Annotated in this window: 13 protein-coding genes; 11 read left to right on the top strand and 2 right to left on the bottom strand. The window is 75.3% G+C overall.

Annotated features, from left to right (window positions below; genetic code table 11):
- Positions 1 to 51: 51 nt before the first annotated feature.
- The 5 genes from ACIQVZ_RS20735 (at position 52) to ACIQVZ_RS20715 (ending at position 4,448) form a co-directional block, all read left to right on the top strand.
- Complete coding sequence (locus ACIQVZ_RS20735) at positions 52 to 501, top strand: sortase-dependent protein (RefSeq protein WP_350886649.1); 450 nt, start codon at positions 52 to 54, stop codon at positions 499 to 501.
- Positions 502 to 580: 79 nt separating this feature from the next.
- Positions 581 to 1,390: a class F sortase gene (locus ACIQVZ_RS20730; protein ID WP_402451862.1), complete on the top strand. Its 810-nt coding sequence runs from the start codon at positions 581 to 583 to the stop codon at positions 1,388 to 1,390.
- Between the two features lie 174 nt (positions 1,391 to 1,564).
- The gene (locus ACIQVZ_RS20725) at positions 1,565 to 2,452 is read left to right on the top strand and encodes a hypothetical protein (protein ID WP_350886655.1); all 888 of its coding nucleotides are present in this window, start codon (positions 1,565 to 1,567) and stop codon (positions 2,450 to 2,452) included.
- Positions 2,449 to 3,234 carry a response regulator gene (locus ACIQVZ_RS20720; protein WP_402451860.1) on the top strand — a complete coding sequence of 262 codons (786 nt, stop codon included), beginning with the start codon at positions 2,449 to 2,451 and terminating at the stop codon, positions 3,232 to 3,234. The genes ACIQVZ_RS20725 and ACIQVZ_RS20720 overlap by 4 nt, the downstream gene beginning before the upstream one ends.
- Entirely contained in the window at positions 3,231 to 4,448 is a 1,218-nt protein-coding gene (locus ACIQVZ_RS20715) for a sensor histidine kinase (protein WP_402451858.1), read from the top strand. Before ACIQVZ_RS20720 ends, ACIQVZ_RS20715 begins: the two co-directional genes overlap by 4 nt.
- Before the next feature lie 128 nt (positions 4,449 to 4,576).
- Here the strand turns inward: ACIQVZ_RS20715 and ACIQVZ_RS20710 are convergent, their stop codons facing one another.
- Positions 4,577 to 4,819 (bottom strand): hypothetical protein, encoded by a 243-nt coding sequence (locus tag ACIQVZ_RS20710; protein WP_402451857.1) that lies wholly within the window; start codon positions 4,817 to 4,819, stop codon positions 4,577 to 4,579.
- A gap of 272 nt (positions 4,820 to 5,091) precedes the next feature.
- Here ACIQVZ_RS20710 and ACIQVZ_RS20705 point away from each other — a divergent pair, with 272 nt between their 5' ends.
- The 5 genes from ACIQVZ_RS20705 to ACIQVZ_RS20685 all read left to right on the top strand — a co-directional run bounded on the left by ACIQVZ_RS20705 (position 5,092) and on the right by ACIQVZ_RS20685 (position 10,596).
- A complete protein-coding gene (locus tag ACIQVZ_RS20705) occupies positions 5,092 to 5,796 on the top strand; it encodes a GNAT family N-acetyltransferase (protein WP_402451855.1) in 705 nt (234 codons plus the stop codon).
- Between the two features lie 262 nt (positions 5,797 to 6,058).
- The gene (locus ACIQVZ_RS20700; RefSeq protein WP_350886666.1) at positions 6,059 to 7,321 is read left to right on the top strand and encodes a MurT ligase domain-containing protein; all 1,263 of its coding nucleotides are present in this window, start codon (positions 6,059 to 6,061) and stop codon (positions 7,319 to 7,321) included.
- Between the two features lie 46 nt (positions 7,322 to 7,367).
- On the top strand, positions 7,368 to 8,096 hold the full coding sequence (locus ACIQVZ_RS20695; protein ID WP_350886669.1) for a glutamine amidotransferase: 729 nt from the start codon (positions 7,368 to 7,370) through the stop codon (positions 8,094 to 8,096).
- A gap of 354 nt (positions 8,097 to 8,450) precedes the next feature.
- Positions 8,451 to 9,476, top strand: a complete 1,026-nt coding sequence (locus tag ACIQVZ_RS20690; RefSeq protein WP_350886672.1) for a 6-phosphofructokinase — start codon at positions 8,451 to 8,453, stop codon at positions 9,474 to 9,476.
- Positions 9,477 to 9,600: 124 nt separating this feature from the next.
- Positions 9,601 to 10,596, top strand: coding sequence for a 2-hydroxyacid dehydrogenase (locus ACIQVZ_RS20685; RefSeq protein WP_402451851.1), 996 nt, complete (start codon positions 9,601 to 9,603; stop codon positions 10,594 to 10,596).
- Between the two features lie 38 nt (positions 10,597 to 10,634).
- Here the strand turns inward: ACIQVZ_RS20685 and ACIQVZ_RS20680 are convergent, their stop codons facing one another.
- Positions 10,635 to 11,708 carry a hypothetical protein gene (locus tag ACIQVZ_RS20680; protein WP_402451848.1) on the bottom strand — a complete coding sequence of 358 codons (1,074 nt, stop codon included), beginning with the start codon at positions 11,706 to 11,708 and terminating at the stop codon, positions 10,635 to 10,637.
- Between the two features lie 257 nt (positions 11,709 to 11,965).
- Between ACIQVZ_RS20680 and ACIQVZ_RS20675 the strand changes: the two genes are divergently transcribed.
- Entirely contained in the window at positions 11,966 to 15,133 is a 3,168-nt protein-coding gene (locus ACIQVZ_RS20675) for an AfsR/SARP family transcriptional regulator (RefSeq protein WP_402451846.1), read from the top strand.
- Positions 15,134 to 15,150: the final 17 nt, after the last annotated feature.

Here is a 15,150-nt window from a genome sequence, read left to right as displayed (position 1 = left end):
ACGCACCGGCCACCCCGGCCGGGAGGCGTCCATGACGAAGGAGAACACCGTATGAGCAGGAGCCGTACCCACCGCTCCCCCGCCCGCCGCGTGCTGGCCGTCTGCGCCCTGACCGGCGGCGCGCTGCTGACCGTCGTCACCGGCGGTCAGGCCTTCGCCGACGGGACCCCGTCCGCCGCGCCTGCTGCGGGTGCCGGCGTGTCGGCCGCCCCCACCGCGACGCCCAGCCAGGGCCAGCCCGCCCCGGCCGCCCCGTCGGTCGCGGCCAAGACCGCCACTGCCACGCCCAGCGCGAAGCCCTCCGCCGGTGGCGCCGCGGTCTCCAGTGACGGCACGGCCCAGGTCCGTGAGGTGCCCAAGGGCGCGGCCCAGGCCGGCGACGGATCCGGCGAGACCGACAGCAACGGCCTGATGCTGGCCGGCGGCGGGGCCGTCGCGGCCGTCGGCGCCGGTGCGCTGGGCTTCGCGATGCTGCGCCGCCGCTCCGGTGCGCGCGGCTGACACCGGCCCCGAGTCCGCCGGGCACCCCGGCGCCGTTCCCCCGCCCTTGACCGGGCGGGGAGGCGGCGCCGGGGGCCCGGTGGGTACCGGGGCCCCGGCGGGCGGCGGGCAGCCCGACAGCACGCCCGGCGCCGACGGGCCGGCCCGCCACGGCCTCCCGCGCGGTGGCCGCAGCCGGCGGCGCCGCAAGGCCTCCCCCGGCCCGGGCACACTGCGCCGGACGGCGTTCGGTGCGGCGGGCCTGGCCTGCCTGGTACTGGGCACCACCGTGGCGTTGTCCGGCCAGCAGACCCCGGTGGTGCGGGTCGAGCCCTCGGTGCACGGCAGTACCGACAACCCGGCGGCCGCGCCCTCGGGAGGCCCCGGAACCACCGGGACGGCCGGGAGCGCCGGGAGCCCGGCCGGTGCGCCGAAGCCGTTCGCCGCTTCGGCGCCGACCCGGCTGCTGGTCCCGGCCGCCGGGGTGGACGCCCCGGTGACCGACCTCGGGCTGAACCCCGACGGGACGGTCGAGGTGCCGGCCGCCGACCGCGCCGGCGAGGTCGGCTGGTACCGCAACGGGCCGACGCCCGGGGAGGCCGGCCCCGCCGTCCTCATCGGGCACTACGACACCGCGCACGGCCCGGCGGTCTTCCACGGCGTGCCGAAGCTGCGGCCGGGCGACCTGATCCAGGTGCGGCGCGCGGACGGCAGCACCGTGGACTTCAAGGTCCGCTCGCTGCTTCAGGCCGCCAAGGACCGCTTCCCGACCGAAGCGGTCTACGGTGACACTCCCGAACCCGCTCTCAGGCTCATCACCTGCGGCGGGCGGATCGGCTCGGACGGGCACTGGACGGACAACATCATCGTCCTGGCGGACCTGGCCGGTCCGGGCGGCGCGACCGGCTGAAGCCGCCGCGCTGTCCCGCCGTCCCGGCCGCCGCGCCGGTTCGACAGCCGAAACGATCCGACGGCCGGGACGGCGGGACGGGAACCACCGACCGCCGTCCACGCGACCTACCACCGAGGCCGGTGCGGGGACGAACCGGCGCATCGCCGCAGACCAGGAGGACGAGCACCGACCGTGGCAGCAGCATCCCCACCCCGCCGCCGGCCCGTCGCCGTGCCGGTGGCGGCCTTCGCCGCCCTGGCCGTCCTCGTGACGCTCGCGGCCCTGGCCCTCGGCCGTGCCACCCCCGGCGGGCTCCAGGACCACGGCTCCACCCAGCCGGTGGCACCGCCGCTGGTGGCCCAGCCGCTCTGGCCCGGCCTGGCGGCCTCTCCGCCGCCGCGCCCTCCGGCCACCGGCGCCGGGGCCGCCACGCAGGCCGCGCCGCAACCCGTCCCGGACGTGACCGTGCCCGGGCACGACATCAGGACGGTCGACGTCCGCACCGTCCTCGCCAAGGACTCCACGGTGGGCCCGGAGGAGCGGCGCGCCCTGGACTCCTGCCCCGCCTGCGACGTCCGCAGCCCCGAGTTCCGTGACCTCACCGGCGACGGGCGGGACGAACTGGTCGTCGCCGTCGCCACCCCCGGGCCCGTCGTCCTGCACGTCTACCTGCTGGCCGACGACCGGCTGCTGCCCATCCTCCAGGTCGAGGTGCTGAAGGGGTTCAGCGCCGCGACCGTCGGATCCGACCTGTGGCTCTACGAGCCGACCGGCGCGTTCGTCCGGACCAGCAGCCACTACCAGTGGGACGGCGTCCGGCTCGGCCTGCTGGAGCGGAAGGTCGAGGACACCGGCCCGATCGCCGGCCCGGCCGGCGGAGCCGCGAACGGCAACACCCAGACGCCCACCAGCACGCCCTCCGCCGGCCCCGCCGTCGCCCCGAACGGTGTCGGCGGCTCACCCTTCCAGCCGAAGCCCTCCGCGCCCAGCCCGGGCGCCGGCGCGGGCGTCTCCTCCCCGAGGACGGCCGTCCCGGTCCCCATCCGCCCGCCCTCGGCTCCCTCGGAAGCGAAGCCATGAACCCCGCAGCCGCGCCCGCCCACCCGCACATCCTGCTCGTCGAGGACGACGAGGTGATCCGGGAGGCCACCCGGATGGCCCTGGAGCGTTACGGCTTCCCGGTCACCACGGCCGCCGACGGCCTGGAGGGCCTGGAGGCCTTCCACGCCGTGCGCCCCGACCTCCTCCTGCTGGACGTCATGCTGCCGCTCCTCGACGGGGTCGGCCTCTGCCGCCGGATCCGGGAGGAGAGCCAGCTGCCGATCCTGATGATGTCGGCCCGCACCGACCCGGTCGACGTGGTGTCCGGCCTGGAGGCCGGGGCGGACGACTACGTCGTCAAGCCCTTCGAGAGCGCCGTGCTGGTCGCCCGGATCCGCACCGTGCTGCGCCGGGTGCGGGTGGTCCCGGTCGAACCCGCGCCGCCCGGGGAGCCGGTGGACCCCGCCGTCCCCGTCACAGCGCCAACCGCCGCCACCGCCACCGCCGTGCCCGCGGACGCCCCCTCCCCCGCGCTGCGCAGCTTCGACGGCATGCAGGTGGACACCGACAGCATGGAGGTGCGCGTCGACGGCCGCCTCGTCCCGCTCACCCCCACCGAGCTGCGGCTGCTGCTGGAGTTCACCGCCGCGCCCGGCATCGTGCTGGAGCGCTCCACCCTGCTGGAACGCGTCTGGGACTACGACTGGGGCGCCGACACCCGGGTGGTGGACGTCCACGTGCAGCGGCTGCGCGCCAAGATCGGCTCCGGCCGGATCGAGACCGTCCGCGGGTTCGGCTACAAGCTGCGGCGTCCGGCATGACCCTGCGCCGTCAGATCGCCACCGCCGTCGCCGCCATCGCCGTCCTGGTGGCGGTGGCCGTCGGCCTGCTCGTCCACCAGGCGATGATCCGTCAGCACGTGGACCAGGCCCGCGCCGCCGCGCTCGCCGCGCTCGGCTCGGCCGTGGACACCTACAAGCGCGGCGAGGTCACCGACCGGTTCGCCCTGGACGACCCGGCGCTGCCCGAGGGGCTGCGGACGCTCGCGGCCGACGGCCGCGAGGGCTCGCTGCTCGCCGGCGGTCCGCAGGGCGAGTCGATGTGGGCGGCCCGACCGGTCCAGACCGGGGTGCTCTCCGTCCGGGTGGACTTCACCCAGGACCGGCAGGCGATCGCCGACCTCGACCGGATCATCCTGATCACCGTCGTCGCCGCCGTCTTCACCACCGTGCTGGCCGGCGTCCTGGTCGCCGACCGGATCAGCCGCCGGCTGCGCACCGCGGCGACGGCCGCCCGGGGCATCGCCGCCGGCCGGACGGACACCCGGATCGGCGAGCTCGTCGACGGGAAGGACGAGGTCGCCGACCTCGCCGCCGCCGTCGACCTGATGTCCCGCACCCTGCACCAGCGGCTGGAGGACGAGCAGCGCTTCACGGCGGACGTCGCCCACGAACTGCGCACCCCGCTCACCGGCCTGGTCACCGCGGCCGAACTGCTCCCGCCCGGCCGCCCCACCCAGCTCGTCCAGAACCGGGTGCAGGCCCTGCGCTCGCTGGTCGAGGACCTGCTGGAGGTCTCCCGCCTCGACGCCGACGCCGAGATCCCGGACTTCGCCCCCGTACCGCTGGAGCGAGCGGTGCGCCGCACCGTCACGCTCACCGGCCTGGAGGTCGACGTGGACGTGGACGTCGCCGCCGACCGCCAGGTCCGCACCGACCTGCGCCGCCTCGACCGCATCCTCGGCAACCTGCTGATCAACGCCCACCGGCACGGCACCGCGCCGATCCGGCTGCACGTCGACGGCCATCGGATCACCGTCCGCGACCACGGCCCCGGCTACCCCGACGACCTCCTCGCCCGCGGCCCCCAGCGCTTCCGCACCAACGCCCCCGAACGCGGGCGCGGCCACGGCCTCGGCCTCACCATCGCCACCGGCCACGCCCGGGTCATCGGCGCCGACCTCACCTTCACCAACCACCCCGACGGCGGCGCCCTCGCCACCCTCACCCTCCCCGACGACCCGTCGCACCCCTGACCCCCCGACCGCAGCCGTGCGACCCGGCCGACCAGGTGGCAGCGGTGGCCGGGGCCTGAGGCGGTCCCTCGGGCGGCCCCGGCCCGCCGGGTCGCTCAGCCGTCACTCGGCCGTCGCCCGGCCGCTGCTCAGCTGTCGCTCGGCTGGACGACGCACGCCGAGTTCGCGAGCATCGACCCGAAGCCGCCGAGCAGCGTGGAGACGACAGCCTTGCAGGCGGCGGCCTCCTGGGGCGTCTTGGGACCGTCGGCGGCGGCCGCCGGCTGGGCGAGGGCGATCGGCGCGGCCAGCAGCAGTGCGCAGCACGCCGCGCCCAGTACGGACCGCCGCACGAGGGCGGACTTCTTCGGGAAGGACGACGGGAAGGACATGTGAGCCCCTTCGGGGGAGGTGGGATCGGCGAAAAGCCGAGCCATCCCTATCCGAAGGGGCTCGCCCGTTCCCGGATTCTGCGCCATCCGTGAGCGTGTCCAGGTCAACTCTCCGGCCAGGGCCGGGCGATCGCCCCGGACCGGTCGGCCGCCCAGGTGCCCGAGCCCGGCCGAGCCCCCCGAACACGGTCACGCTCCGGAACCGTCCAGGTCATTCCTGCGTTCACGATCACGTAACCGGCCGGAAGCGCGGCGTCGGTAGCGTCGGCGGCATGACGGCATCACGCACTCGCCCCGAACGGCTCTGGCACCGGCCATTCCGCAGGTCCGACCGCAGGTGCGCGGCGCCCGAGGGCCAGGCCGCCCGGCTGCCCGCGCTCACCGGGGGCCCGTTGCGGCCCGCCCGTCCGCACCCCCCGGTCGACCGGCCGCGAGCCGTGACGGAGCCGGACCGGGAGGCGCCGTCCCGGTTGACGCTGGCGGACGGGACGGCACTGACGCTGCGCCCCGCCGGACCGGCCGACCGGGCCGCGGCCCTGGCGATGCACCTCCGCTGCTCCCCCGCCTCGCTGCGGCTGCGCTACCACGGGCCCGTCCGCGACGCCGGCCGCTACCTGGACCACCTGCTGGACGCCCGGCACGGCCACAGCCTCGCCGCGACGGCCGCCGACGGGCGGATCGTCGCCCTCGGGCACCTGATGTGGGACGACGACGAGGCGGAGCTGGCGGTGCTGGTCGAGGACGCGTGGCAGCGGCGCGGACTCGGTCCGGCCCTGCTGCGGCAGCTGTCGGCGGCGGCCAGGGCTGCCGGTGTCACGACGGTGTACGCGGTGACCCACGCCGCCAACACCGGGCTGATCGCCGCGATGCGCCGGCTGGCCGCGCCGCTGGACTTCCGGGCCGAGGACGGCACCCTGGTGATCACCGCCACGCTGGCCGCGGACGAGCCGGTCTCCTGCGCCCGCCCGGGCCGCTGATCTTTTCTTCACCACATCCTCACCCGGGAACCCCGAGGGCCCGGAGAGCGTCCCAAGCGGCGAAGGCCCCCTCCGTACACCGTCTTCCCCGACGAGCCGTCAGGGCGCCCCGGGCGGCGCCTCCGGCCGCGTCACAGCAGGCTGTCCGGGGTCCGGATCGTCGAGCCGGGCGGCGGAGTCGGTAGGCTGGCCCCGTCCCCGCCGCCCGACGGCCCGTTAATCCGGACCCGGGTGGTGCCGCAGCAAGGAGGAACCACTGAGCATGGCAGGCACCGAATCGGAGCCCACAGGCGCACGCGACGCCTCGCTGCCGGCCCGCGCCAAGATCGCGGTCACGGCCGGTCGGGTCGCTGCCGCCGTGTCCCGCAAGGCCGGACGCGGAAGCGGCTCGGTGATCGGCGGCAAGGTCGCCCTGAGGCTCGACCCCGACCTGCTCGCCACCCTCGCCGACCACCTCGACGTCGTCCTGGTCAGCGCCACCAACGGCAAGACCACCACGACCCGCCTGATCGCCGAGGCGCTGCGCGCCGCCGGCCCGGTGGTCTCCAACGCCCTGGGCGCCAACATGCCGGCCGGCATCACCTCCGCCCTGGCCGGCGGCTCGGACGCCCGCTTCGGCGTGATCGAGGTCGACGAGAAGTACCTGGCGGGCGTCGCCCGCGACACCCGCCCCAAGGCGATCGCCCTGCTCAACCTCTCCCGCGACCAGCTCGACCGCGCCGCCGAGACCCGGATGATGGCCGAGAAGTGGCGCGAGGGCCTCCAGGACACCGAGGCCGTGGTCATCGCCAACGCGGACGACCCGCTGGTGACCTGGGCCGCCTCGTCCTGCAAGAAGGTGGTCTGGGTGGCCGCCGGGCAGGCCTGGAAGGAGGACGCCTGGTCCTGCCCCGCCTGCGGCGGTGTGATGCAGCGCCCCGGCGACGACTGGTTCTGCCAGGAGTGCGGCTTCCGGCGCCCCAACCCGCACTGGGCGCTCCAGGGCACCCACGTGATCGACCCGCAGCGCGGCGCCTGGCCGATCCAGCTCCAGCTGCCCGGCCGGGCCAACCTGGCCAACGCCACCAGTTCGGCCGCCGTCGCCGCCGTGTTCGGCGTCTCCCCGCAGGTCGCGCTGGAGCGGATGCGCTCGGTCACGGCCGTCGCCGGCCGCTACGACGTGGTCCAGTACCAGGGCCGGGACATCCGGCTGCTGCTGGCCAAGAACCCGGCCGGCTGGCTGGAGACCTTCTCGCTGATCGACGGCCCGCCCGCACCGGTGATCCTCTCCGTCAACGCGCTCGACGCCGACGGCACGGACACCTCCTGGCTGTGGGACGTCGACTACGAGCGCCTCGCCGGGCACCCGGTGTTCGTGATGGGGCAGCGCAAGCTGGACCTGGCCGTCCGCCTGGAGGTCGCCGGACTGCAGTTCCACGTGGTGGACACGCTGGAGCAGGCCGTCCGGATGGCCCCGCCCGGCCGGATCGAGGCCATCGCCAACTACACCGCCTTCCAGCAGCTGCGGAAGGTCGTGGCCGGCTGATGCCGCGCCTGCAGCCCCATCTGATCGTGACGGAAGGCCTTCGAGGATGAGTGAGAGCAGCCTGCGCGTGGTCTGGGTCTACCCGGACCTGCTCAGCACCTACGGCGACCGCGGCAACGCCCTGGTCGTGGAGCGCCGGGCCCGCCAGCGCCATCTCAACGTGACCCGGATCGACGTCCGCTCCGACCAGGCGGTCCCCACCAGCGGCGACATCTACCTGATCGGCGGCGGCGAGGACCGTCCGCAGCGGCTCGCCGCCGAGCGGCTGCGCAACGACACCGGCCTGATCCGGGCCTCCGAGAACGGCGCGATCATCTTCGGCGTCTGCGCGGGCTTCCAGATCATGGGCCACGAGTTCGTCAACGACCTCGGCGAGCGCGAGCCGGGCCTCGGCCTGCTCGACGTCTGGACCACCCGCGGCGACGGCGCCCGCTGCGTCGGCGACGTCCTCGCCGACGTCGACCCGCGCCTCGGCCTGCCGCAGCTGACCGGCTTCGAGAACCACCAGGGCGTCACCCACCTCGGCCAGGGCGTCCAGCCGCTGGCCACCGTGGTCGCGGGCCGGGGCAACGGCACCGGCGACGGCACCGAGGGCGCCTGGCGGGACACCGTGTTCGGCACCTACCTGCACGGCCCGGTGCTGGCCCGCAACCCCGCCGTGGCCGACATGCTGATCAAGCTGGCACTGGACGTCAACGCCCTGCCGCCGGCGGACACCACCTGGTACGACGCGCTGCGCGCCGAGCGCATCGCCGCCACGACGCGCCCCGCGTAGTACGTCCGCCCGCCCCGAAGCCCGGGTGCCCGCGATGCGGTCACCCGGTTCAGGGGCGGCCCCGGACGTACCACAATGGGGCTGCCTACTGCACACCCTCCTCGGCAGCAGGCTGCACTTCCGCGCGGGGGCGCCGACGGCGCCGCTCCCGCGTCGGCTCCTGCCCGGCCGGACCAGGGGCCGTATGCTCGACTTCGCGGCCGTTTTCGGGCGTTCTGTCCGGATCGGCCGGTCCTTCACCCCGCGGCCACCTCCCCGCCACTCCGGCGTGGGAGCGCCCCGCTACGGTGACGGCTCGTCGTCCCAGCCTGTAGTCCGGCCGTTCCTCGGTTCTGCTCGGGAGTTGCAAAGCTAATGCGTATCGGAGTGCTGACCAGCGGCGGTGACTGCCCCGGCCTGAACGCGGTGATCCGTTCCGTGGTCCACCGGGGGGTGGTCGACCACGGCGACGAGATCATCGGTTTCCAGGACGGCTGGCGCGGTCTCCTGGAGGGCGTCCACCGGCCGCTCACCCTCGACTCGGTGAGCGGCATCCTGGCCCAGGGCGGCACGATCCTCGGCTCGTCCCGGGTCCAGCCCAGCCACCTGCGCGACGGCGTCGAGCGCGCCAAGCGACTGTGCGCCGACCTCGGCATCGACGCGGTGATCCCGATCGGCGGCGAGGGCACCCTCAAGGCCGCCAAGCTGATGAGCGACGCCGGACTGCCGGTGGTCGGGGTCCCGAAGACCATCGACAACGACATCGCCTCCACCGACGTCACCTTCGGCTTCGACACCGCCGTCTCGGTCGCCACCGAGGCGCTGGACCGGCTGAAGACCACCGCCGAATCCCACCAGCGGGTCATGGTCGTCGAGGTCATGGGCCGGCACACCGGCTGGATCGCGCTCAACGCGGGCATGGCGGCCGGCGCGCACGCCATCGTCGTCCCGGAGCGGCCGTTCCACATCGACAAGCTGACCGCCGTCGTCCGCGAACGCTTCGACCGGCAGAAGAAGTTCGCCATCGTGGTCTGCGCCGAGGGCGCCAAGCCCGAGCCCGGCACCATGCACTGGGAAGAGGGCACCAAGGACATCTACGGCCACGAGCGGTTCACCGGCATCGCCACCCAGCTCTCCCGCGAGCTGGAGCACCGGCTCGGCAAGGAGGCCCGCCCGGTGATCCTCGGCCACACCCAGCGCGGCGGCACCCCGACCGCGTACGACCGGGTGCTCGCCACCCGCTTCGGCTGGCACGCCGTCGAGGCCGTCCACAAGGGCGCGTTCGGGCACATCACCGCGCTGCAGGGCACCGACATCAACCTGGTGCCGATCGCCGAGGCTGTCGCCGAGCTGAAGACCGTCCCGCAGGAGCGCTACCTGGAGGCGGAGACGGTCATCTGACCTCTCCCGCCCCGCCGAGGGCCCGGACCGCTACCGGTCCGGGCCCTCGCGCGTCCGACGGGCGCCCCCGCGACGGCCCCGCTAGCGTGACCGGTGGAGCGGACCACTGACGGAAGGGCAACCGATGGAGATCCTCGCGTACGGGGTGCAGGCCGACGAACGGCCGCTGCTGGAACAGGCCTTCGCCGGCCGGCACGGGCTGCGCTGCCTGAGCATGTTCCTCAACCGCGACACCGCCCCGCTCGCCGCCGGCTACCCGGCCGTCAGCAGCAGCGTCAACGCCGTCCTCGACGCCGAGACCCTCACCGTCCTCGCCGCCGGCGGCACCGAACTCATCGCCCAACGCTCCACCGGCTTCAACAACATCGACCTCGACGCCGCCGCCGACCTCGGCCTCACCGTCGCCCGGGTCTCCTCCTACAGCCCATACTCGGTAGCCGAACACGCTTGGGCCCTGGCCCTGGCCGTCAACCGCCGCCTCACCCGCGCCGCCAGCCGCTCCCGCGAGTTCGACTTCCGCCTCGACGGCCTCCTCGGCCGCGACATCCACGGCATGACCATCGGCGTCATCGGCACCGGCAAGATCGGCGAATGCTTCACCCGCATCGCCGCCGGCTTCGGCACCGAACTCCTCGGCTGGGACATCGCCCAGAACCCGGCCTGCCTCGACCTCGGCATGCACTACACCGAACTGCCCGAACTGCTCTCCCGCGCCGACCTGGTGAGCCTCCACGTGCCCCTGCTGCCCGCCACCCACCACCTCATCGACGCCGCCGCCCTCGCCCGCATGAAGGACGACGCGATCCTCGTCAACTCCAGCCGCGGCGGCCTCATCGACAGCGCCGCCCTCGTCGAGACCCTGCGCGCCGGCCGCCTCTCCGGCGTCGGCCTCGACGTCTACGAGGAGGAGACCGGCGTCTTCTTCACCGACCGCTCGATCGAGGGCATCACCGACGACGTCCTCGCCCGCCTCGTCACCTTCCCCCAGGTCCTCGTCACCAGCCACCAGGCCTACTTCACCCACACCGCCGTCGGCCAGATCATCGACGCCACCACCCGCAATATCGACGACTACGCCGCCGGCCGGCGCAGCGAGAACACCCTCGTCCCGAGGAGCTGACCCGTCGTCGGAGGGGGCGGCCCGGGGATCGGTCGTGTTCAGCCGTGTCTGGACTCCGGGAGGCGGGCGCGGGGGGTGCCGTCCGGGGTGTCGGGGGCGGTGGTGTCCCAGGCTCGCAGGGCGGTGAGGGCGGCGGCGCGGGCGGGGGCCGTCGGACGGACGCCCTCCGGGGCGAGGAGGAAGTCGGCGACCGGGGTGAGCAGCAGGGTGGCGGGTCCGGCCGGGAGGAGGCGGGCCTCGTCCCACTGGTGCCGGATGACGGTGCGGCGCAGCAGGGTGCCGTGCCGCGGGTGGAGCGGGCGGGCGAGGGCTTCGCGGCGGCGGAGTTCGGGGGCGACCTCGGCTTCCAGGACGGTGCGCACGCCCCCCAGGGAGCCCAGCGGCACGTGTTCGGCGGCGAGGTCGAGCAGTGCGACGGCCTCCGGGGCGAGCCGGTAGGCGGCGACCACGGCGGCGGTCTCGACGGGTTCGTAGGACTGCCGGGCCAGGCGGGCCACGTCGATCACGTCGCCCACTCGGAAGGGGCGGCCGAGCCCCTCCTCCGCGAGGGCGATCAGGCACTCGACGTGGTCGTCGGCCGCCAGGTAGGGCCGGACCGGGACGGTGGCGAGGTCGCCGGTGAGCGCGGCGGTTCCGAGCCGGACCTGGTACCACGGGTCGAGCAGCGGGTCCTCGGCCGGCCAGCGCAGGGTGACGGAGGTGTGCCGGGGGCGCTCGCCGAGCAGGGTGACCTCCACGGACTCCACCGGGTGTTGGGTGACGAGTCTGCTGACGGCCTGCCAGAGCGCGGCCTCGGTGGGGCTGACGAGGGTGAGCTCGCCCAGCGGCCGGGGCAGGTCGGACGGGTAGTAGCCGGCCAGCGGGAGGTCGCGGATCGGGCGCACCCCGGTGGCGTCGGCGAGGTCGCGGGCGAGCCGGGCGTAACAGTCGGCCCGGTCGCGGGCGCGCTGGAGTTCGGCGCGGGCGTGCTCGCCCATCCGGACGTCCTCCCGGACGAGCGCGGCGAGCACCAGGTAGGGGAGGTCGCGGGCGCCGCGGGCGCGGTGGAGCAGTTCGACCGGTCCGGCGACCGGGTCGACGTCGAGCAACCGGTAGAGCAGGTCGGTGTTCACTGGCGTCGGCCTCCGAGAAACGTGGTGGTCGCCCGGGCGGCGGCACCCGGGGGGTGTGGCGGGCCCGGCGGGTCGTACCGGGCCGACGGCTGGGGCCACACCAGTGATTGTGACGGTGGGCGATCAACACCGGATCACTACGGGGTCGATGATCTCTCGACAGCCCACCGGCTGGCGTGGGTTGATAGGGACTCATCAATCGGGGGGCAGACGCGTGCGTGGGCGGGGGCGGGCACATGAAGCGGGCAGGTGCACGAATGAGTGATTTCCGGTTCTCGGTGCTGGGGTTGATGAGAGCGCAGCGCGGCACGACCGCGCTGAAGGTCGGCAGTCCCCAGCAGCAGGCGATGCTGGCGGTGCTGCTGCTCCGGCCGGGGCACGGCGCGAGCGCCACGGACCTGATCGACGCCCTGTGGGGTGAGGAGCCGCCGAGCACCGCGGTGACGACGGTGCGGACGTACGCCTGGCGGTGGCGCAAGATCCTGCACGGCGACGAGCCGGACGCGCCGACCGTGCTGACCTCGGTCGGGGACGGCTACCGACTGGTGCTGCCCAAGCACTCGGTGGACGCGGCGCAGGTCGAGGAACTGGCGGCGCAGGCCGAGCGCACGGCGGCCTCCGGACAGCCGCAGCAGGCCCGTGACCTGCTGAACCAGGCGCTGGAGCTGTGGCAGGGCGAGCCGCTGGCCGGCATCCCCGGCCCGTTCGCGCAGCGGCAGCGCCAGCGGTTGCAGGAGCTCCGGCTGACCCTGTTGGAGGAACGGATCGCCCTGGATCTGACGCTGGGCCGCTTCTCCCGGTGCATCCCGGAGCTGACCGCGCTGACCACCGAGCACCCGCTGCACGAGCGGGCGTACGGGCTGCTGATGCGCGCGCTGTACCAGGCCGGGCGGCAGGCGGACGCGCTGGCGGTGTACCGGAACGCGCGTCAGTTGTTCCTGGACGAGCTGGGGGTGGAGCCCGGGGCCGACCTGGACCAGCTGCACCGGCGGATCCTGGAGGGCGACCTGTCGCTCGCCGCCCCGGCGCCGGCCGCGGCGCCGCTCTCCGGCCCGGTGAAGCCGGCCGGGCCCGGGCCCGAGGCGCAGGATCCGCCGGACGGCCCCGCGGCGGCCGGTGCGCCCGCCGCGCCCGCCGGCACCGGCACGGCGTCGCCCCGACCTGCCCAGCTGCCGCCCGACGCGGCGGACTTCACCGGCCGAACCGTCCTGGTCGAGCGGCTGGGCGCGGCCCTCGGCGCCCCGGACCAGCAGGCGCTGGTGATCGCGACCGTGGTCGGCATGGGAGGGGTCGGCAAGACCGCGCTGGCCCTGCACGTCGCCCACCGGGCCCGCGACGCCTACCCCGACGGGCAGCTCTACGTCGACCTGCGGGGCGCCGACACCACCCCGGCCGACCCGGAGGCGGTGCTCAGCAGCTTCCTGGTGGCGCTCGGCGTGCCGGCCGACGGGGTGCCCGACGGGCTGGACGCCCGCTCGGCGCTGTTCCGCTCGGTGGTCGACGGCCGGCGGCTGCTGCTGGTGCTCGACAACGTCCACGACACCGCGCAGATCAGGCCCTTGCTGCCGGGCGCGGTCGGCTGCGCCGTGCTCACCACCAGCCGTACCCGGCTCTCGGGCCTGCCCGCGTCCGTCCAGGCCGACCTCGGCGTGTTCGAGCCGGCGGAGGCGCTCGAACTGCTGGGCCGCACGATCGGCGCCGAGCGGCTGGCCGCCGAACCGGAGGCCGCCCGGGAGCTGCTGCTCGTCTGCGGCCACCTGCCGCTCGCGGTGCGGATCGTGGCGGCCCGGCTGGCGGCCCGGCCGAGCTGGACGGTCCAGACGCTGGGCCGCCGGCTGGCGGTCGAACGGCGGCGGATCGACGAGCTGCGCATCGGCGACCTGGCGGTGGAGGCCGCCTTCGAACTGAGCTACCGCCAGTTGACGCCCGCCCAGGCCCGGGCGTTCCGGTTGGCCGCCTCGGTGGACGGCCCGGACATCGGGCTGCCCGCCGCGGCCGCCCTGCTGGACCTGGACGAGTACGACGCCGAGGACCTGCTGGAGTCCCTGGTGGACGTGGCGATGATGGAGTCGCCGTTCCCCGGCCGCTACCGCTACCACGACCTGCTGCGCGCCTTCGCCCGGCGGCGCCCGGACCACCCGGGCGCGGCCGTGGAGGCCCGTGACCGACTGCTGGACCACCTGTTGGCCACCGCGTGCGCGGCCTTCCAGCACGCCGTCCCGGGAGATCCGGCCGCCGGTGCGCTCGGGCCGGCCCGCAGCGCGGGCGTGGACCTCGGCGGCCCGGACGGCGCCCGGGCCTGGGCCGAGGCGGAGGGTTCCGGGGCGATCGCGCTCGCCGCCCAGGTGGCGGGCTGGACCGTCGCGGACGACACCGCGCCGGCCCCGGCCGACGGCGCGGCACCGGACCCGCTGCGCGCCGCGATCGACCTGCTGATCGCGCTCACGCCGTTCGTCCTCGCCCCGCCCAGCCGCCAGCTCGCCAGTACGGCGGAGGCCCTGGCCGCCGCCGCGGACCACCACACCGACCACCGGGCAGCTGGTCGGGCGCACTTCCTCCGCGGCAACGTCGCCCTGGCCGCTACCCGGCTGGAGGAGGCCGAGGCGGCCTCCCGGCTGGCGGTGGCCGCCTCCCGCTCGGCGGGCGACACGGTGATCCTGCGCCAGGCGCTGAACGACCTGGGCCTGGTCTGCCAGTTCCTCAGCCGCTACGACGAGGCCGTCGGGCACTACGACGAGGCGCTGCTGCTGGCGCGCGAACTCGGCCACCGCTCCGGGGCGCTGGTGACGACGGTGAACGCCGCGCTGGCCCGGGTGCGCAGCGGGCGGGCCGCCGAGGCCGTGCCGATCTGCCACGAGGCGCTGGCCGAGCTGCGGACCCGGCACGACGATCCCGGCCGGGCGTACACGCTGTACGTGCTGGGGCTGGCACTGCACGGGCTGGGGCGGCACGAGGAGGCCGTCACCTGGTTCGGCGAGTGCCTGGCGGTGGCCTCGGCGGCCGGGCTGCGGGCCCGGGCGGCGCACGCCCGCTACCGGATGGCGGACAGTCTGCGCTCGCTGGGCCGGACGGACGAGGCGCTGGAGCACGCCGGGCAGGCGCTGACGCTGTGCGAGGAGCTGGGGGCCGAGCGGGACCAGGGCCAGGCGCTGGTGGTGCTGGGCCGGACGCTGGCGGACCTCGGGCGGGAGGCCGAGGCGTGGGGCCGGCTGCGGGAGGCGCACCGGATCTTCGTGCGGCTGGGGCTGCCGGAGGCGGAGGAGGTGGCGGGGCTGCTGCCCCGGGGGGAGGGTTCGAACCCTTCGGCCGCTACGGCTGCTTCGACGGCTGCGGCTGCTACGGCTGCGTCCGTCCCGGATGGGCGTCGGGGCGGTGGCCGGGGGGCGTCGGGCGCTCCGGTGACGAGCTGCGGGCCGGGCCGCTGACGAGCTGACGACCAGCT

Origin of the sequence: Kitasatospora sp. NPDC098663 (assembly GCF_044760075.1) — a bacterium.
In the GTDB taxonomy this organism is placed as follows: domain Bacteria; phylum Actinomycetota; class Actinomycetes; order Streptomycetales; family Streptomycetaceae; genus Kitasatospora.
Note: the sequence above shows the minus strand (reverse complement) of the source record. Positions and strands in the feature narration are given on the sequence as shown.